Genomic DNA, 19,531 nt, shown 5'->3' with positions numbered 1-19,531 from the left:
AGGCCTACCTGATGAAAAACATTTCTCTTCCCTTTTACACCAAACTTGCGATGGTGCTGTTTGCGATCATCTGCCTCGGATATCTTGCCATTTTAGGACAAACCATCTTAGCGCCTTTACTTACTTCTTTTTTACTGGCCCTGCTGCTGCTACCCCTGGCCAATTTCCTGGAGCGTAAATGGCGGTTCAAAAGAAGTATGGCATCGATTGTTTCAGTCGTATTAATGATTGCATTCATATGCGGTATCATGTACTTCCTGGCCAACCAGCTCAGTGACCTGTGGCAAGACTGGCCCTTACTAAAAAAACAGGCAGAAACTTCTTTCCACGATGTACAAAACTGGATTTCAGGCACTTTCCATGTAAACGCGCATAAACAGATAGATTATTTAAAGGATAGCGCTACCAGTGCGCTGGCCACAAGCGCCACGGTACTAGGCGCTACTTTGCTTACATTATCTTCTACCCTTTTATTCCTTTCATTCCTATTGCTGTTTACTTTCTTCATCTTAAACTACCGACGGGTATTGTTCACTTTTCTAACCTCTGTTTTCGAAGAAAAACATACCCAAAAGGTTAGTGAAATCGTACAGCATATTCAGTACATCATAAAAAAATACATTACAGGCCTGTTTATACAGATGCTGATCGTCACGCTTTTGATGGTCTTTGTGCTATGGGCATTGAATGTCAAATACGCTATGCTGCTGGGCCTCATCGCAGGAATGTTTAACATTATTCCCTATATCGGTATCTTTACAGCATTGCTGATCAGCGTACTGATCACCTTCGCTACAGCAGGCGCAGCCAAGATGCTATTGGTAATTGTTGCTTTTGTCGCCGTGCACGCCGTCGATGGAAATGTTTTAATGCCTCTGGTAGTCGGTTCCAAAGTGAAGATCAATGCACTATTTGCATTTATAGGTATTGTCGTAGGCGAAATGATCTGGGGCATCTCAGGCATGTTTTTATGCATTCCCTACCTGGCGATGCTAAAAATCATTTTTGATCGCATAGACCAGTTAAAACCATGGGGAATTTTGCTTGGAGGAGAGGAAAAACCAAATAAGAAGCGCAGGGTATACCGCATCACAAAAAACATTAAACTGGAGGAACAGGAATAATCAAAAAATGGCAGATAACAAGTCCCCGCACATCCTGAACACCTCCGCCAACCTATTGGGGTTATGCTTTATCGTACTCACTTCCATTAAGGTATCAAAGATGGAAGACAGCACGCTGATCGATGAAACTACGGCATTGGCGATCATTCTTTTTATGGCCAGCTGCATCATATCGTTCATCTCGATGCGAAAAACATCCGGTCCGAATGAAAAGCTTGAAAAAGTAGCCGACTTTGTTTTCCTTTCAGGACTCATTGTTCTTTTTTTAACGACAATGATGATTACCTTTAACTTCGTAAAACAATAAACAATGCCCAACAATATACCTCCCGTTACCGCAGCAGATCCATCTTCGGCCTTTCTAAGATTACTTACTGTTTTAGATACTTTACGTACCGAATGTCCTTGGGATAAAAAACAGACCATGGAGACCCTACGTCACCTGACCATAGAAGAAACCTATGAATTGTCTGACGCAATTCTGGAAGGAGATCTCGATGAGGTTAAAAAGGAACTGGGGGATGTCATGATGCACCTTGTCTTTTATGCACGGATTGCATCCGAAACAAATGATTTCACCATAATAGATGTACTAAACAGCGTATGTGATAAGCTCATCAGCAGACACCCGCACATTTACGGCGATGTAGAAGTACAGGATGAAAATGATGTAAAGCGCAACTGGGAAAAGCTGAAGCTGAAAGAAGGAAACAAATCTGTGCTTGCCGGAGTTCCCGCCGGTTTACCCTCCCTGGTAAAAGCCAGCCGCATACAGGAAAAGGCTCGTGGAGTTGGGTTCGACTGGGAGGATAAAACCCAGGTATGGGAAAAAGTAGAAGAAGAACTTCAGGAATTCAAGGATGAGTTCAACGTAACAGACGCCGCCAATATAGATATTGAAAAAGCTGAAGGTGAATTTGGCGACCTGCTCTTCTCTCTGATCAACTATGCCCGTTTCATCAATATCAATCCCGAGAATGCTTTAGAAAAGACCAATAAGAAATTCATTAAGCGCTTTCAGTATCTGGAAGAGAAGGCCAAAGAGAATGGCAAAGCCCTTCAGGACATGACGCTGGCTGAGATGGATGTGTATTGGAACGAAGCTAAAAAATTATAAAGCACTTCAGTTAACCGTGCTTCTTCTTCATGGTCATTTTGGCTTTCTGCCCAATACCATAGTTATGGGTTTTAGAGTTACTTTCTTTCTTATCGTGGAATGCACCACCACCTTTCGGAGCACCAGCATCTTCCTTAACGGTCTTAATTTTCGGGGCCTTAACAGGCTTATCAACCACTACATCTTCAGGCAAATCCATAACAGGAATTTTGAATCCTAACGACTGCTCAATTTTACGGAGATCAACCAGCTCCATATCTGTGGCAAAAGTAATTGCTATGACCTCTTCTTCTCCCGATTTTACTACGCGGCTCAGGAATACTTCTTTCTTTTCAGGTATTTCGAAGTGAAAGATAAATGGCACACCTGAAAGATCCAATGGTGCAGTCAATCCTTCATTGGCTACAATCAGCACTCGTGCTTCAGGGGTATCTTTAAAATCTTCAATATGGTCAAATCCCTCTTCATCAAAAAACAAGGGGTTCAATACGGACACTTCACCAGGTTTATAGGAAACGAGGCTTTTTCCAAGTTTTTGTGCAGTCAGACGGCTGTTTACAAATACCACAACCTTTTCGAACACTTCATCATCACGCAACAAAGAATTCAGCAGGCTGATCTTACTTTTGAAATTAGGAACCTGGTACAAGAGCAATTCATGCGTTATCGCCTGACTTTCGCTCAGCTCTTCCACCTCAATGGTGACTGGAAAGTTCATAAACTGATCGATCATATGGCTCAGCTTATCGTGTACTACCGTAGTAAAAATCAAGTGTTGTACTTTACCGGCACTTCTTGCCAGTTCACATACCGGCAATTGCATTCCTTGTTTTACAATCACTTCTGCGTCATCAACAATCAGGATCTGTAACCTGTTCAGGTTCAAGCCTAGCTTAAGATATACAGCACGCGCCCTTGTTGGCGTAGCCACTACGATATCTATCCCGTCCAGCAAGTCCTGAATCACTTCATCCATCCCCCCTGTCCCGTAAAGACCTATGATCCGAAGGCTTCTGTTGCCGCTCAGCATCTTAAACTGGGCGATAATAGCCTCTACGCGTTCAGCATCAGGCACCAGAATGAGCACCTTAGGAGCTTCATCTGTGCTATATTTTAATTTCATCAAAACCCCCAGCACATAGGTTGTGGTCTTTCCGCTACCTTCCGGACCTACCGCAATGATATCCTGACCACCAATGATCCTTGACATGGTTTTAGCCTGAATTTCTTTTGCTGAAATATATCCGGCATCATTCATAGCGGATACCAATGGCTTGCTGAGTTTTAATTTATCTAACGACACTTTTCTTCTGTTAAAATATAATTTGCAAACTTAATTAAAACTCAGCTAGCATTCATGAACTGCCTTAAAATAATCTGGCAGCTTATTTATCCAGCGGAGCCATTCCAAACATCAGGACAAGTTTATCACCCTCATACAGGTTCAATACCTGATCTGCCACATCATACCTGAATGTTTTATTACCAATAAGTGTTAAAAACTGATGTTCCAGCTTATTTAATTCCTCACTGCAGGCCATCATTGTACCAGCCATTTGTGCGAATTTAAGTTGGCCTGCCTTGTTTTCGTATCCGCCAAAGAATGAGTTGCAGCCAGACTTACCACCCACACGTTTTTTAGTCCCATCGAAAGTCATGTATACAGGAGATTGCTCCTGCGTTATCCCATTCATCTGAATCAGTTTCCACTTGTGCCTCAGTACAAAGCCCCATTCTGTATTGGCAGCAGGCATTTTAGTCTTCTTAACGATTCTTTTCAATTTGTAAGTATAAGCCGAAGCATCTGCCGGAACATTGGCTCTTTTAGTACGGCTTACCAGCAATTCATAACGATAACCCGGCTGATATTTGAAGCCTGAGATCTCGCTGTAGAATAATTCCCAATCTGTGCTATTCGTATACTTTACCTGGAAGCAGGTCTGCGGTGCTACCCCGGTACAACTTGCCAGTTCTTCTTTTACAATAAGTCTGAATACACTGGCTTTTCCAGCAGTAGAAATTCCGAAAATTAATGAGAGTGTTAAAGTCAGGCTGGTAATTAAATTTTTAATCATTTTGTTTTTTCATTTGATATATAGATAACAAACAGATGCCTGCAATGTTCTTTTTCCATAATCGGAATGGCCTAAAATTCTATACGGCCCATATATACTGTGTTAGAAATTGCCTCCCCGTCATTAGAAATAAACGCAAGGTAAGTCTCCGCACAGGTCTCCCTGACCCTAGCGTAGGGCTTCGTACCATCAGCAGGTACAAACGAAAGAAAATCTTCTCCTGCAAGCTTCCTGGCTCCCATAATGCAGCAGTATTCTGTCTTTGTATCCGGCAAATAAGCTACCATCATCACATGCAGACGATAGTTATTATACGTATCATCTGCATCTTTGTCCCAGGTAAAGGTCAGTTTCCCATCCGCATAGGTCACAGTGGTATCTGTTGGAGGATTTAGTTTTCCATCTGCCAGCCTCACTTTAGAATAATCAATACTTAGATCAGGATATACGCCTTGCAGGGCATTATTCAGCTGATAAGATACCGCTTTGTTCTGAGCTGTTTTGTTGGTACCCCTTGCAGCTAGTCTAAATCCTACATTGGTAAACATGTTTAGCGGACTGATCAGTTCCATCACAACCCGCATCCTGTCGGAAGCTGCAATCTGAGCCGTTGATCTCGGTTTATTTGATTTTGCAGGAGCCATCTTGATAATCGGCTGTCCTAGTCGTATGTAAGCAATTTTATTGCCCAGTTTTCCTATTATGGGACCGAAGGGTCCGTTCTTCATTCTTGCCATATCATATTTGGTTAAAAAGCTATGTAACAGCTTAGATACAAAGATAGCGATCCGGTCGGACTCCGTCAATATTTAAGGCCAATTCTGAGCAGATTTCAAGCGGTTGCTAAACGGGTTTGGAGCGGGTTTTAGCCGTACCAAACCCGCTCCAAACCCGTAGCAAATCCGCTGCAAACCCGTAACAAACTAAAGCAAGGTATAAACGGACCCTCAACGCTGCTTTATTACGCTCTTTCCTGAAAAAATCTAGGTACGAAGCGCAGTAATTTTAATTAGACTTTAAAAAATAAATGTGTTAAAAACTATTAAATTTGAAGACACCATCTAATGACAAACTATGAAAAAAACGATCTTCCCCGCACTATTGCTTTTGTTAGCCATGGCCACTGCATCCTATGCACAATTTGGCAAATTGAAAGATGCCCTTAACAATGGCGCCTCATCATTATTGAACAACAAACAGTTAAAATTGCTGCAAAATCAGCCGATTACGACCAACTTTGACGACTGCAACAAAACAGAGCTCATGCCTCCGGGCTTTGGTGCAGATTCTGTAAAAAAGAAATTATGTGACCTTAAGTCTGGCTATTCAGCAACAGAAGGTTTCAGTTTAAAACCTGGTTTCTATACCGGAACCTTTAAAAGTTTTTGCTTGCAGGCGGGTACACACGGACCCGATAAAGGAAACGGATATTTGTTTGCTCCGCTTGCCGGACCAAAAGAAAAAATAGCCAGGACCCTTATTGCAAATTGGGAGCAGCATCCTGAAATTGAGCAGCGCAAAGTCCAGCTGCTGCTGTGGGCCATTGTTGCGAAAACTAACTTCAGCAAGTTGTCGGCCGATCTGCAACTCACGGCAGGTGTGCTTTTAAACAAGAATGACATTTCTGCATTAGGAAGCACCATTGTAGATTACCTTTCGGCCGAAGCGATGACCAAACTCACCAGCAACCTGCCTGAACCGGCAAAAACCATAATCGAAATAGAAAATAAAATCAGGGGACTGATGTACCAGGCCAATGCGTCTTACGATCAGATAGAAAGTCTGGCGATGCTTGGTGGCATAGCACCTGCCGATCCTGATTTTCCAAGCGGAGTCTGGGGATTGCATCCCGATGGTTATTACATCAAATACCTGCCCCACTCTTATTCCAAAACTGAAGTTGTCATTTATGTACCCAAATCTGCCGGCACAATTAAGTTCCTCCCGGTTGGGGATGTAGCTGTCCCTGCCAGCAGAGGCTGTCAGCGATTGGGACAATCCAACTTGCTGGTTTGCTCGGAATAACCGACGGAAAAAAGCAACAAATTTGTGTATCCAAAAGAGACTGGTGCTTACTTGGCCGAATTTTATATATTTGGGTACACACAACTTAATTGACCAATGACAAACCTATTTAAGACGATTTTAAGCTCGGCCTTTCTTCTTGCCCTTACTATGGTAAGCCAGCAGGGTCAGGCGCAGCAAGTAAAAGGCAATGCCGGCTATGTCAACACTTTTGTCGGCACCTCAGGGCTTACCGACCCTAAGATCCTCGGCTATGAACTACCAAAAGGCTGGCGTGCCTGGTCGGGCCTAACCTTTCCCGGAAGCTCACTGCCCAATGCCATGGTGCAGCTGAGTCCAATGACTAAATACCAGCCTGCTGGCGCCGGATATGAATATGAAGACGACAGGATTGTGAGTTTCACCCATACGAATAAAGGCCACTGGAACCTGGGCAATGTCCCCATTCTTCCGATGTCCAGCCCAGGCGCTACATTCGGATCACATTTTTCCCATAAAAACGAAAGCTCAGCTCCCGGATTTTACCAGGTATATCTTGATGACTACCAGATTAACGTGAGCCTGACCTCCACCTTAAGAGCGGGATATCACAGGTATGAATATAAAAACAACAAGGACAGACAGATTCTGTTCGACCTGTCCAAAGCCTTGAGCGGGGTATCAAGATGGAACATTGAGCAGATCGACAAAAACACACTGAAAGGGTTTCAGGGAGGTGAGAACATACATTTCTATGTGATCCTGAACACGGATATCGACAGTATTGAACAAAAAAATCCAGGACAAAAAGACGGCTATGCCATCCTGCATCTTGCCAATGGAAGCACCGGACCGGTAGAACTGAAAATCGGGTTGTCTTTTGTAAGTGCTGATAATGCCCGGGAAAATCTTATTAAGGAAATTGGTGCTAAATCGTTTAAAGAGATTAAAAACGCTGCAAATCAGGCCTGGGAGAACATCCTTTCAACCATACAGCTAAAAGGTGGAAATGAAAAACAAAAAACCATGCTTTACTCTTCCCTTTACCGTTCGCTGCTTTGGCCCGCACTGCGAAGTGATGTAAATGGGGAATACAGGGATGCAAAGAGAAATACTTCAAAAGCTGATTTCAATTACTATACAGAACCATCGCTATGGGACACCTACCGCAATAAGGATGTACTGCTGGGGCTGATGAGTCCTAAGGTTGCGCTTGACGTCATCAAATCCATGAAAGATGTGGGTGATAAAACAGGAGCTATCCCGACGTTCTTCCACGGAGACCATGGGGCATCTTCTATCACAGGAGCATACCTTAGGGGGATTGATGATTTCGATGTTCAGGCTACCTACCAGCTGCTACTGAAAAACGCCAATGTACCGGGACGGGCACGCCCTTTCCTTGAAGAGTACCTGGCAAAGGGCTATATTTCGGATCCTGATGTGGACAAACCTCATGTGGAAACCAAGGCCAGAGCAGGTGTTTCCAAGACCCTGGAATATGCTTATGACGATTATTCTGTAGCTCAGCTAGCTAAAAACCTGGGTGATACAGCCAATTACCGGATGCTGATGGCGAGATCTAAAAATTATAAAAACATGTTTGATCCTTCGACAAGATTCATGCGGGGGAGATTGGAAGATGGCAGCTGGGTGAAAAATTTTAATCCGCAGTACCCTTATTATGAGTACATGTACAGGGAAGCCAATGCATGGCAGGTATCTTTCTTTGCGCCGCATGACATGCCCGGTCTAATTGAACTTTACGGAGGAGCGGATAAATTTGAAGCTAAACTAGACTCCCTTTTTACTGTTCCCTGGAACCCTAAATACATTGCACGGAATGTGGAAACGTTTATCGGTCAGTATTGTCATGGCAACCAACCGGATCATGAGGCCCCTTTTGCCTATACCCTGATTGGAAAACCGGAAAAGACACAAAAGATATTGGATCATATATTGAATAACCTTTACGGTATGGACAATGGGATCACGCTTGCCGGAATGGACGATGCCGGCGAGATGTCGGCCTGGTACGTATTGAGTGCCCTTGGTCTTTATACTTTTTCCGCTACAGATCCGGAATACCTCGTTACTGCACCTTTATTTGATGAGATAAAATGGACCACAAATACCGGTAAGCTGCTTACGATTAAAAAACCCGGCAAAGGCAGAAAAATTACAGGCATCAAAATGAACGGCAAGGCAGTAAAAGGTTACTTCGTTCCTCACGATCTTTTTAAAAATGGAGGTCTGCTGGAAATTACCACACTGCCATAGGGTTGTCAGTGACATCCTTATTTTTGCAGGCGTATTAAAAAAAACTGTATGAACACAATAACCATTAAACCGATTAACATTATCGGAATTGCTGTGCGGACAACCAATGAAAATGGACAATCTGCCGCGGATATCCCTTTGCTATGGAACCGGTTTTTTACTGAAAACATTGCTGCCCGCATTCCCGGGAAAATTAGTGAGGAGGTTTATTCCATCTATACGGACTATGAGCTGGATTATACCAAGCCTTACACAACCATTATTGGCTGCAGAGTAGAACAGCTGACCGATATTCCTGAGGGCCTTATCGGCAAGGTTATTGGCGGTGGCAGCTACACAACATTTGTGGCAAAGGGCAAACTGAGCGATCAGATTGTTTTTACCGAATGGCAGAAAATCTGGAATACAGATTTACCGAGGGCTTATACTTCTGATTTTGAAATCTACGGAGCAGGTGCTCAAAATCCTGATCAGGCAGAAGTTGAGATCTTTGTGGGTGTAAAAGAGTAATCCATTGTATCAATATTTTGATACAATGGTACGATGTTATGGTATAAACTATCCTTAATATTGTATCATCAAAATATTGACTGATATGAAAAAACTGATACTTAATCTATTCCTGCTTACGGGATCTATAGGAGTTTATGCTCAGGATGCTGTGGACTACCAGACACCGCCGCAGGCGATGGCGGATCTGCTGCTGGCCAAACCTACACCTGGTGTGAGCATCGACGGAAAAGCAGAATGGATGCTACTCAGCAACCGCAATTCTTATGCTTCTGTAGAAGAGCTGGCGATGCCGGAATACCGCATAGCAGGACTGCGCATTAATCCCAATAATTACTCTCCGAGCAGACAGGTATTCATCAACAGTTTTAGCATAAAGAACATCAAATCGGGAAAAACGACTGTGGTAACCGGCGTACCTTCTCCCCTATATGCGGGCAACATCAGCTGGAGTCCCGATGAGAAAAAGATTGCATTTACCAATACCACGCAAAAAGGTGTAGACCTGTATACCATTGATGTAGCTACACAGAAGGCAGTAAAAATCAATAAAGGTGCTTTAAATGTGGTGTTGGGCGGAGGCATCAGCTGGCTAAATAACACCACATTGTTGTATAGGATCGCAACAAAACCGGCAAGCTCGGCTCCCGCAAAGCCCTTGATGCCAAAAGGCCCTACGGTTCAGCAAAACCTGGGTAAGGCAGCGCCAAGCGTAACTTACCAGGATCTGATCAAATCGCCATATGACGAGCAGCTGTTTGAGTTTTACGCGACTTCGCAACTGGTAAAAAACACCGATGGCATAGAAACGCCGGTAGGAAAACCAGCCATCTATGCCGGAGTCAGCATTTCTCCGGATAAGAATTATTTAATGGTGAGGACCATCAGAAAACCATTCTCTTATCTGGTAGCAGCGGGAGGTTTTCCTTCTACCATTTCCATTACCGACCTGAATGGCAAACTGGTTAAAGAAATCGTTAAATTGCCGTCTTCAGAAGGCACTCCTTCGGGCTATGACAATACGCAGAATGTAGCGCGCGGATATGACTGGCGTGATGACGAACCTGCAACCATTACCTGGGCAGAGCCACTTGACAGCGGACTGATCAAAAAACAGGTAGATTATCATGATGCCGTTTATGCGCTAAGCGCACCTTTTACTGGTAAGCATAAGGAATTGTTTAAAACACAAACACGTTTCAGGGGCATTTCCTGGGGTGATGCTACGCTTGCACTGGTACAGGAAGGTCTGCGCAGCAAACAAACGGTAAGAATTAACCGCTATAACCCATCGACCGGTGCTTTGGAGACATTGATCGAGCGGAACCAAACGGATGCTTACAATGACCCGGGGTCACCTGTGACGACCAAAAACAAATACGGAAGACAAGTGATCCAGGTATTGGAGAATGGCACTAAACTACTGATGAACAATACGACAGGTTCTTCTGCAAAAGGAGATTTACCTTTCCTCGCGAAATTTGACCTGAATACCAAAAAGAATGAGATCATCTGGCGCAGTGCAGAGGGCACTTATGAAGTAGTTTCTGATGTATTGGATGCCAATAAACTGGTATTACTGACCAGGAAAGAATCCCAGAAAGATGTACCGAATTATTACATCAAAAACCTGATGCTGAGGATTGCAGATCAGCCGATCACCAGCTTCACCAACCCTTATCCTTCCCTGGCAGGTGTATCCAAAGAAAAAATCTCTTACAAACGTGCAGATGGTGTAGACCTGACCGGTGACCTTTACCTGCCAAAAGGATACGATAAAGCTAAAGACGGTCCGCTGCCTGTTTTACTGTGGGCATATCCCCGTGAGTTTAACTCTGCCGCAGATGCAGCACAAATCAGGGGTTCTAAGGATCGTTTTACGACCATCAGCTGGGCCTCACCGATCTATTGGGTAACACAGGGTTATGCTGTGCTGGACAATGCGGAAATGCCAATTGTAGCCAAAGATGGTAAAAAACCAAACGATACTTTTGTAGAACAACTGAAGCTCAATGCAGAAGCTGCCATCAATAAACTTTCTGAAATGGGTGTAGGCGATAAGAACCGTATGGCTGTAGGCGGACACAGTTATGGTGCATTCATGACTGCCAATCTACTGGCGCATACCGGATTGTTTAAGGCCGGAATTGCACGCAGCGGTGCATACAACAGAACACTTACTCCTTTTGGCTTCCAGAACGAAGAACGCACTTATTGGGAAGCTCCCCAATTGTATTATGAAATGAGTCCATTCAGCTATGCTGATAAGATAAAAACCCCGCTGCTGTTGATACACGGTGATTCCGACAATAACCCGGGTACGTTTCCTATCAACAGTGAAAGGCTGTTTGCTGCGATAAAAGGCTTTGGAGGAACTACACGCTTTGTATTCCTGCCTTATGAGTCACACAGTTATGCCGGGAAAGAAAACTTATTACACATGCTATGGGAAATGAATGCATGGCTGGATAAGTACGTGAAAAACGCGAAATAGTTATTTGAACCGGATTGCTTTTAACGGGCTGATCTTGCTGACCAACAGAGAAGGCAGGATCAGCACGATTAAGCAGATGACCACAGTTGCTACGTTAAGCAGCAATACGTCTGCAAAATGAACTTCCAACGGTACGTAAGACAAATAATAGGAAGTCTGATCAAGCTTAAAGATTTGCGTACTCTGCTGCAAGAAGGCTAAGCCTAATCCGAGGATATTGCCAAGTATGAGTCCGATACCCACGAGGTAAAGCGCATTGTAAAGAAAGATCTTCATGACACTATAATCAGTCATACCGAATGCTTTCAGCATACCGATCATATTGGTGCGTTCCAGTATCATGATCAGCAAGGCCGTAATCATGTTGATGACACCTACGACCATCATCAGGATCAGCAATACTTTGGTGTTGACATCAAGCAAAGAAAGCCAGGTGAAAATCGCAGGAAAATACTCCTGCACAGATTCTGATTTGAGCTTCATTTCCAGTCCTTCATAGATTTTTCGCGACACCTGCTGTAGTTTTGTAAAGTCTTTGACCCTGATTTCCAGTCCGCCAATTTCATTGGGTTTCCAGTTGTTGAGCCTTCGGATGACGTTAATATCACCGATGACAAATCCTTTATCTATCTCCTCTACTCCGATGCTGTAAATGCCTGCTATGGTGAATTTACGCGGACGTGGAGGATCTTGCACGAAATGCATGATGAAACTATCGCCTGTTTTCAGTTTGAGGCGGTCGGCGGTGAACTGCGAGATCATGATCTGCTTCATTGCCGCTGCGCTATCCGTAAAGTTGATCACATTGCCGCTGACCAGGTGCTTGCGGATATAGTCCCAGTTGAAAGTCTTGTCAATTCCCTTATAAACTATCCCCTCTACCTCATCATTGACTGATATGATAGCAGGCTTGGTCGCATAAGGCTGAAAGTATTCGACATCCGGATTGTTTTTAAGGTCTTTGATGGTTTCGGCAGCGGGGGTAAAGGGAGAAAGCTCAAAAGAGTTGTTGAGGTCGAATTTAAAGACCCTTACATCTCCGATGTAACCCCTTACTTTTTCCTGGATTTCGCTTTTAAAGCCTTTAATAATTGCTACAGAAAGCATCATCACAGCAAGACTGAGCATTACGCCGGCGATGGCTATGCGAACGATCAGTTTTGAAAATGTACGCTCAGATTTAACGGCTATCCGTCCTGCTATGAAATATTCTGTATTCAACCTCTTGCAATAAATTGTAACTTAGCAAAAATGCTTAATTGATTTTGATTTAAACGTATTTTAATAAAAAAAGGTTCTTAATGGCTTCATCTCTTATACATATTCTAAATGCAGCACTGCTCTCCATTTCACTACAAGCCTGCGGTTCGCCCGGTAAAATAGTTTTTAATCCCGGAGTACCAAAACCAGATCAGGTAAAAGCAGAGAACTTCGACAAACCTGTCAGAGAAAAATTGCGTACCGGTGCAGAGCAAACAGAATTATACGTGCCTTATCTGAAGGGGAAACGTGTGGGAATGGTGGTAAATCCGACTTCAATTATTGGGAAAGAAACTACAGTAGACAGTCTGTTAAGTTTAGGTGTGAAGATTGTAAAGATTTTTGGCCCTGAGCATGGTTTCAGGGGTAATGCCAGTAATGGCGTGCATGTAAACGATGAGATTGACACTAAAACAGGAATTAAGGTGGTTTCATTATACGGAAAACATTCCAAGCCTACTGCAGAAGACCTTTCCGATATAGATGTTGTCGTTTTTGACATCCAGGATGTTGGTGTACGCTTTTATACCTATATCAATACCTTGCAACATGTGATGGAAGCCTGTGCTGAGCGTAAAAAGGAAGTCCTGATACTGGACAGGCCCAACCCAAATGGATTCTATATTGACGGTCCGATATTGGACCCACAGTTTAAATCAGGTATAGGTCTGAAGCCGATTCCTGCAGTGCACGGCCTTACCGTCGCTGAGTATGCGCAAATGCTGAATGGTGAGAATTGGCTGGACAACAAGCTGCAGTGTAAGATCAAGATCATCAAAGTAGCCAACTACACCCATGATACACCTTATGAACTTCCGGTGAACCCATCGCCAAACCTGAATACTCCACAGTCGATTTTATTGTATCCAAGTATGTGCCTTTTTGAAGGGACTTATTTGAACTATGGCAGAGGCACACAATTTCCCTTTACGATAGTAGGTGCTCCGGCACTAAAAGGTAAATACAGTTTTTCTTTTACCCCGGTAAGCATAAAGGGTATGTCTGAAACCCCTATTTTCATGAATCAGGTATGTTATGGACTGGACCTGAGGAATTATGACACTTCGGAATTCCGGAATACAAAGCAGCTTAACTTGAGCTGGATGATTGAGCTTTATAAAAACTCACCGAATAAGGCAGACTTTTTCAACTCGAAACTCAGTAACCAGATGGGTGTGATAGAAAGACTAATTGGTGTAGCTGATTTCAGAAAACAGATCATAGCAGGCAAGTCTGAGAAAGAAATCAGGGCCAGCTGGGAACCGGGGCTGAGTAAGTATAAAACAATGCGCAAGAAGTATTTGTTGTATCCTTAAATAGGAACCGACATACGATGAACAGCGAACCAAAAAAGAAAAACGAAAAGCCGAGCAGCAACTATAGGGAAGAAATTCCGAAAGACAAAGTTCCTGCCGGAGATAAGGCTGTAAAAAAGGCTGAGGATAAAGACTATAAAGGAGAAGAAGCACACTTCAAAAACCCTGCAAAACAAAGGGAGCAAAGTGAACAGCCAGTACATCCAATAAAAAAAGCGCCTAAAGATTAGGCGCTTTTTTTGTTTTAGGTTTATCAATAACTGTTGCGGGTTTTACAACTGCCTTCTGTGCGGCTCTTAAAAATTGCATTAACACTTTCTCATCATTTTCAACCGCTTTGATGCTATCGCTATGGTCTTTATTGACCTTTTTAAGGTATTTTGCCAACTGATCATTTTCAAAAGCTTCCAGCAACAACGGGTATACATATGAGCTTTTACAAACAGCACGTGTATTGCCCAACTTCCCAGCCACACAGTCCAGCACTTCTACAATGACCTTCTTCTTCGGTTTATCCTGATCATCAGTAGCGCAACAGATGGCCAATTGTCTTAAAGCCTCAAGCGTACCTCCCCAGGTACGAAAATCCTTTGCAGTAAAATCGCTACCGGTAATCTCCCTGATGTAATTGTTGATCCGCCCTGAATCTATCGGTCGGTGTTCGTTACCTTCAGTATAATATTGGAAGAGATCCTGACCAGGTATTTCTTTACATTGTCTGATGAGCTTAGCCAGTGTCTTGTCATTCAGCTGCACGTTCTGCTGCACCCCTTTTTTACCTTTGAAGGTCAATTGCAACTGATTACCTTGGATCTTGACATGTTTATTTCTCAAGGTGGTCAGTCCATAGCTGCCATATAATTCTTTATAGGCGTCATTGCCTACTCGGATCAGGGTTTTGAGCATAACCTGCATACAAATGGCCAGGACCTTCTGCTCGTCGAAATCTTTTCTCCTCAGGTCTTTTGCGATACGCCTTCTGGCTTGCGGGAGTACCTTTCCAAATTCCTGCAACCTGAAATATTTGCTATCCGATCTTCTGGAAGTCCAGTCCGGATGATAACGGTATTGCTTTCTTCCTGCCGCATCAATTCCCGTAGCCTGCAGATAGGCATTTTTCTTTGGTGCGATCCATACCTTTTGCCAGGCTGGCGGTAGCACAAGCGACTTGATGCGGCTGAGCTGGGCCTCATCATCGATGCGCTTTCCATCTTTGTCCGTGTAATAAAACTTTCCGGGCGTCCCGTTCCTGTATATCCCTGGCTGGCTATCGGTTACATAAGATAAGCCACTGGATTTGATCTCTTCTAAGGTTTGTACCATAAGGATATGCTGAAAAATGCGTTTAATTTTTAGTTATTTTGCAGTAGCGTCATAACCGTTAATCACAAACAAAAACATATGAAAATAGTTTTCATGGGCACCCCGGACTTTGCAGTTGCTTCCCTAAATGCATTGGTAGCAGCAGGATTTGATATTGTGGCTGTAGTTACTGCAGCAGACAAACCTGCCGGCCGCGGACAAAAACTTCAGGAAAGTGCAGTAAAGCAGTATGCGGTATCAAAGGGCATCAAAGTATTGCAGCCCCTGAAACTGAAAGACCCTTTGTTTATTGATGAGCTACGGTCATTGCAGGCAGATCTGCAAGTTGTGGTAGCCTTTAGAATGCTCCCTGAAGTGGTATGGGATATGCCTCGCATGGGCACCATCAATCTTCATGGTTCGCTCCTGCCTCAGTACAGGGGTGCTGCGCCTATTAACCATGCGATCATCAACGGAGAAAAAGAAAGTGGGGTAACGACGTTTTTCCTAAAGCATGAGATCGATACAGGAGATATTATTTTCTCCGAAAGTGTGGTTATTGCTGAAGATGAGACTGCAGGTGAGTTGCACGACAAGCTGATGAATGTAGGTGCCGGTTTACTGACGCGTACGGTTCAGGCTATCGCTGCGGGGGAATACACTGAGCAGCCACAACCTCAGAGTGATGACCTTAAACATGCACCCAAAATCTTTAAGGAGTATTGTCAGATCGACTGGAACCAACCCGCAGCAAAAATATACAACCTGATCCGCGGGCTAAGTCCGTATCCAACGGCTTTTACAAAGCTGAATGAGAAGACACTTAAAGTTTTTAGAGCAGAACTGGAAGATAAGGAACCGGGCATATCACCCGGAGCTTTTTTATCTGACGGTAAAACTTATCTGAAATTTGCAGCCAAAGATGGCTTTATCAAGCTTACAGACTTACAATATGAAGGCAAGAAAAGAATGTCGGTTGAAGAGTTTTTAAGAGGCATGCGTTTATAGCGCAGGTTCCAGCTGGTGTTTATAAAATTACTTTACACGGTTGACCAGCTCTTCTCCTTTGACAAAAGCATCCAGGTTTCCAAAGGTAGTTTTGGCAATTTCCTCCATGGCTTCTTTGGTAAAAAAGCCCTGGTGTGAAGTGATCAGTACATTTGGAAAAGAAATGAGTCTTGTAATCAAATCATCCTGTATTACATCTTCCGAACGGTCGTGGAAAAAGAGCTTTCCTTCCTGCTCATAGACGTCAAGTCCAAGTGATCCCAGTTGCCCTGTTTTCAAGGCTTCAATGACTGCTTTAGTTTCAATGAGACCACCCCTGCTGGTGTTGATCAGCATCGCCCCATGTTTAAACAACTTTAAACTTTCCGCATTGATCAGATGATTCGTCTGTTCCGTTAAAGGACAGTGCAGGGCCACGACATCAGCATCGGCCAGTGTATCTTCCAGCGTACCATAATGGATACCGATTTTTTTAAGTGCTTCAGAGGGATAAGGATCATAGGCGCTGATCCGGCAGCCAAATCCGGTTAAAATTCTGCAAAAGGCGGCACCGATATTTCCGGTACCCAGCACCGCTACTTTACGTCCGTGAAGGTTAAACCCCATTAGTCGTTCTAAAGAAAAATTACCTTCCCTTACGCGGTTATAAGCCTTATGGGTTTTCCTGTTTAGTGTCAGTATTAATGCCATCGCATGCTCAGCTACTGCCTCCGGTGAATAAGCGGGCACCCTGAGCACTGGAATATCCAATTGAGTTGCAGTGGTAATATCCACATTATTGAACCCTGCACAGCGCAAGACAATTAATTTTAAGCCATTTTTATGCAGCTGATTTAAAACCACCGCATTGATGCTGTCATTTACAAAAACGCAGATCGCATCAAATCCATCAGCCAGTTTAACGGTATCTTCGCTTAAGGCAACGGTAAAGAAAGACAATTGATGCCCGGTATTGAAACGGCTTAAAAACTCTTCATCATACTGACAGGTACTAAATACTGCGATCTTCATAAGTCTAAATATAATACAAATAGTACGAAGACGAATACAAATTACAATACATTCAGTTTAGCACTGAGCAGCTTGGTCACCTCATTGAAGTAACGCTTTCTACCGTATCCCATCACCCATCGGATTCCTCCTATGGCATTGGTGATGAATACTTCTTCTGCTTCTTTTAAGACCTCGGGATTGATCTGTGCTTCTACAATTTGAATGTTGTTGGTTTTGGCGATATTCATGACTACTCCGCGCATCACACCCGAAATACATCCTTCAGATAAAGCTGGAGTATAGATTTGTTTGTTGTACACTACAAATACATTTGAACTGATGCTTTCGCATAAAAAACCATTGTGGTTCAGTATAAATACTTCATCCAGGCTGTGTTGCTTTTTATAGAGTCCCGCCATGACATAGACCAGGGAATTGCAGGTCTTATAATTGGCCAGCTTATCCACAGATTTTGTAAGTTCATCATAGACATCTACGATCAGTCCCTTTTTATTGAGTTCGTAAGTACTTTCCGTCAGCGGACTTGCCTCCAGCACATAACCGGATTTATTGGTCGCGGGTGTATAGAGGCCTTCCCCCTCCCGATACACGGACAAACGGAACCGTACATTGTCTTTAAGTTTATTCTTCTTGCACAGCTCTGCGGTCTTCTGTTTCAGGAAATATTCGTCCAGCAAATTTGCCCCTTCCATTTTCAATGCCTTCATTCCGGCTTTTAACCTGTCGGCATGCTGCTCGGCAAATTTAAGCTTTCCATTGACCATGCGCATCGACTCAAACAGGCCATCGCCATACCTGAATCCCCGGTTGTGGGCAGTAAGGATGGGTTGATTTACAGGTATAAACTCGTCGTTATGTATTATGTATTCCTGGTGCATTTATTGGGGCTGTACGATGTAATTTCTCCATTTATTCAGAGCGGAGTCGAAATCTGAAGGCAAAGGTGCTTCAAATTCCATATATTTTTTAGTGGTAGGATGAATAAATCCTAAAGTTTGTGCGTGAAGTGCCTGACGCGGCAAAAGCTCAAAAGTATTTTGAACAAATTGCTTGTATTTATTGAAGGTAGTACCTTTTAAAATTTTATCGCCTCCGTAGTTGGCATCATTGAATAAAGGATGTCCGATATGCTGCATATGTGCCCTGATCTGATGTGTACGGCCGGTTTCTAACTGACAACTGATTAAAGTTACATATCCTAAACGCTCAAGAACGGCATAATGTGTTACGGACCACTTCCCTTTTTCTTCATCATCATATACATCCATCACGATACGGTTCTTTAAGCTACGGCCTATATAACCCGTAACAGTACCATTGTTCTCGATATCTCCCCACGCAAGTGCTACATATTTGCGGGTGATGGTGTGATCAAAGAACTGTTTGGCCAGCTTGGTCATCGTGATCTCGTTTTTGCTGATGAGCAATAAACCCGATGTATCTTTATCAATCCGGTGCACCAATCCAGGTCTGCCCTCATTACCAGGTAACTGAGGGAGTTGTTCGAAATGAAAGGCAAGCGCATTTACCAGTGTGCCCGTATAATTGTTGTAACCCGGGTGTACCACCATACCAGCAGGTTTATTTACCACGAGCAAATCATCATCTTCATATACGATGTCCAGTGGTATGTCTTCAGGATAAACCTCGGTGTCTCTGGGCGGATGCGGGAAGACAACGGAGATTTCATCGGCAGGCTTTACTTTATAGCTTGGTTTGACCGTCTTTTTATTGACCAGGACATTCCCAGCATCTATGGCATTCTGTATCCTGTTGCGCGAAGCATTTTCTACCCGGTGCATCAAAAACTTGTCAATTCGTAATAAAGACTGTCCTTTATCTACGACGATGTTCAGATGTTCGTACAGATCCTGATCTTCTAACTCCTGCCCGCTGGTGATATTTTCCATTAAAACTATATTTTTTTTATGTTAAAAAAACATACCGAGTTCCGCCTAGTTATACGTTTTGATAACATTAGGGTTCATTATGTATTTCAACTGCAAAACTAATCTTTTAACGGGAAC

General features: G+C 43.4%; 18 protein-coding genes. 10 read left to right on the top strand and 8 right to left on the bottom strand.

The annotated features are described in order from the left end of the window. The first annotated feature begins 11 nt into the window (after positions 1 to 11). From R2Q78_RS17805 to mazG, 3 genes are read left to right on the top strand one after another with little or no spacing between them, the layout of a single operon-like run. Entirely contained in the window at positions 12 to 1,124 is a 1,113-nt protein-coding gene (locus R2Q78_RS17805) for an AI-2E family transporter (protein WP_316793902.1), read from the top strand. A gap of 7 nt (positions 1,125 to 1,131) precedes the next feature. After that, on the top strand, positions 1,132 to 1,431 hold the full coding sequence (locus R2Q78_RS17800) for a hypothetical protein (protein ID WP_316793901.1): 300 nt from the start codon (positions 1,132 to 1,134) through the stop codon (positions 1,429 to 1,431). Positions 1,432 to 1,434: 3 nt separating this feature from the next. Continuing rightward, positions 1,435 to 2,241, top strand: a complete 807-nt coding sequence (gene mazG / locus R2Q78_RS17795) for a nucleoside triphosphate pyrophosphohydrolase (RefSeq protein ID WP_316793900.1) — start codon at positions 1,435 to 1,437, stop codon at positions 2,239 to 2,241. A 10-nt stretch (positions 2,242 to 2,251) separates the two neighbouring features. On the opposite strand, the gene R2Q78_RS17790 is transcribed toward mazG, so the two are convergent. From R2Q78_RS17790 to R2Q78_RS17780, 3 genes are all read right to left on the bottom strand, one after another. Beyond that, entirely contained in the window at positions 2,252 to 3,544 is a 1,293-nt protein-coding gene (locus R2Q78_RS17790) for a DEAD/DEAH box helicase (protein WP_316793899.1), read from the bottom strand. An 82-nt stretch (positions 3,545 to 3,626) separates the two neighbouring features. Continuing rightward, positions 3,627 to 4,316, bottom strand: a complete 690-nt coding sequence (locus R2Q78_RS17785) for a DUF4377 domain-containing protein (protein ID WP_316793898.1) — start codon at positions 4,314 to 4,316, stop codon at positions 3,627 to 3,629. Positions 4,317 to 4,387: 71 nt separating this feature from the next. Further along, positions 4,388 to 5,053, bottom strand: coding sequence for a DUF6266 family protein (locus R2Q78_RS17780; RefSeq protein WP_316793897.1), 666 nt, complete (start codon positions 5,051 to 5,053; stop codon positions 4,388 to 4,390). A gap of 337 nt (positions 5,054 to 5,390) precedes the next feature. On the opposite strand from R2Q78_RS17780, the gene R2Q78_RS17775 reads away from it, so the two are divergent. From R2Q78_RS17775 to R2Q78_RS17760, 4 genes are all read left to right on the top strand, one after another. After that, positions 5,391 to 6,341 (top strand): hypothetical protein, encoded by a 951-nt coding sequence (locus R2Q78_RS17775; RefSeq protein ID WP_316793896.1) that lies wholly within the window; start codon positions 5,391 to 5,393, stop codon positions 6,339 to 6,341. Positions 6,342 to 6,437: 96 nt separating this feature from the next. Further along, positions 6,438 to 8,600 carry a GH92 family glycosyl hydrolase gene (locus R2Q78_RS17770; protein WP_316793895.1) on the top strand — a complete coding sequence of 721 codons (2,163 nt, stop codon included), beginning with the start codon at positions 6,438 to 6,440 and terminating at the stop codon, positions 8,598 to 8,600. Between the two features lie 48 nt (positions 8,601 to 8,648). After that, positions 8,649 to 9,110, top strand: coding sequence for a GyrI-like domain-containing protein (locus R2Q78_RS17765; protein WP_316793894.1), 462 nt, complete (start codon positions 8,649 to 8,651; stop codon positions 9,108 to 9,110). An 85-nt stretch (positions 9,111 to 9,195) separates the two neighbouring features. Beyond that, positions 9,196 to 11,604, top strand: coding sequence for an alpha/beta hydrolase family protein (locus R2Q78_RS17760; RefSeq protein WP_316793893.1), 2,409 nt, complete (start codon positions 9,196 to 9,198; stop codon positions 11,602 to 11,604). On the opposite strand, the gene R2Q78_RS17755 is transcribed toward R2Q78_RS17760, so the two are convergent. Then, positions 11,605 to 12,825, bottom strand: coding sequence for an ABC transporter permease (locus R2Q78_RS17755; protein ID WP_316793892.1), 1,221 nt, complete (start codon positions 12,823 to 12,825; stop codon positions 11,605 to 11,607). A gap of 80 nt (positions 12,826 to 12,905) precedes the next feature. Between R2Q78_RS17755 and R2Q78_RS17750 the strand changes: the two genes are divergently transcribed. Continuing rightward, positions 12,906 to 14,180, top strand: coding sequence for a DUF1343 domain-containing protein (locus R2Q78_RS17750; protein WP_316793891.1), 1,275 nt, complete (start codon positions 12,906 to 12,908; stop codon positions 14,178 to 14,180). Positions 14,181 to 14,197: 17 nt separating this feature from the next. Continuing rightward, positions 14,198 to 14,410: a hypothetical protein gene (locus R2Q78_RS17745; RefSeq protein WP_316793890.1), complete on the top strand. Its 213-nt coding sequence runs from the start codon at positions 14,198 to 14,200 to the stop codon at positions 14,408 to 14,410. On the opposite strand, the gene R2Q78_RS17740 is transcribed toward R2Q78_RS17745, so the two are convergent. Then, positions 14,400 to 15,503, bottom strand: a complete 1,104-nt coding sequence (locus tag R2Q78_RS17740) for a DNA topoisomerase IB (RefSeq protein WP_316793889.1) — start codon at positions 15,501 to 15,503, stop codon at positions 14,400 to 14,402. The genes R2Q78_RS17745 and R2Q78_RS17740 overlap by 11 nt on opposite strands. 78 nt (positions 15,504 to 15,581) lie before the next feature. Between R2Q78_RS17740 and fmt the strand changes: the two genes are divergently transcribed. Beyond that, complete coding sequence (gene fmt, locus R2Q78_RS17735; protein ID WP_316793888.1) at positions 15,582 to 16,490, top strand: methionyl-tRNA formyltransferase; 909 nt, start codon at positions 15,582 to 15,584, stop codon at positions 16,488 to 16,490. A gap of 27 nt (positions 16,491 to 16,517) precedes the next feature. Here fmt and R2Q78_RS17730 read toward each other — a convergent pair whose 3' ends face one another. The 3 genes from R2Q78_RS17730 to R2Q78_RS17720 are packed head-to-tail and all read right to left on the bottom strand — an operon-like array spanning position 16,518 to position 19,414. Further along, on the bottom strand, positions 16,518 to 17,501 hold the full coding sequence (locus tag R2Q78_RS17730) for a 2-hydroxyacid dehydrogenase (protein ID WP_316793887.1): 984 nt from the start codon (positions 17,499 to 17,501) through the stop codon (positions 16,518 to 16,520). A 41-nt stretch (positions 17,502 to 17,542) separates the two neighbouring features. Next, a complete protein-coding gene (locus R2Q78_RS17725) occupies positions 17,543 to 18,382 on the bottom strand; it encodes an aminotransferase class IV (protein WP_316793886.1) in 840 nt (279 codons plus the stop codon). After that, complete coding sequence (locus R2Q78_RS17720; RefSeq protein WP_316793885.1) at positions 18,383 to 19,414, bottom strand: RluA family pseudouridine synthase; 1,032 nt, start codon at positions 19,412 to 19,414, stop codon at positions 18,383 to 18,385. Positions 19,415 to 19,531 lie beyond the last annotated feature (117 nt).

It is taken from the genome of Pedobacter frigoris, from assembly GCF_032678645.1.
GTDB lineage: Bacteria > Bacteroidota > Bacteroidia > Sphingobacteriales > Sphingobacteriaceae > Pedobacter > Pedobacter frigoris_A.
This window is presented reverse-complemented; position numbering and strand designations above follow the sequence as displayed.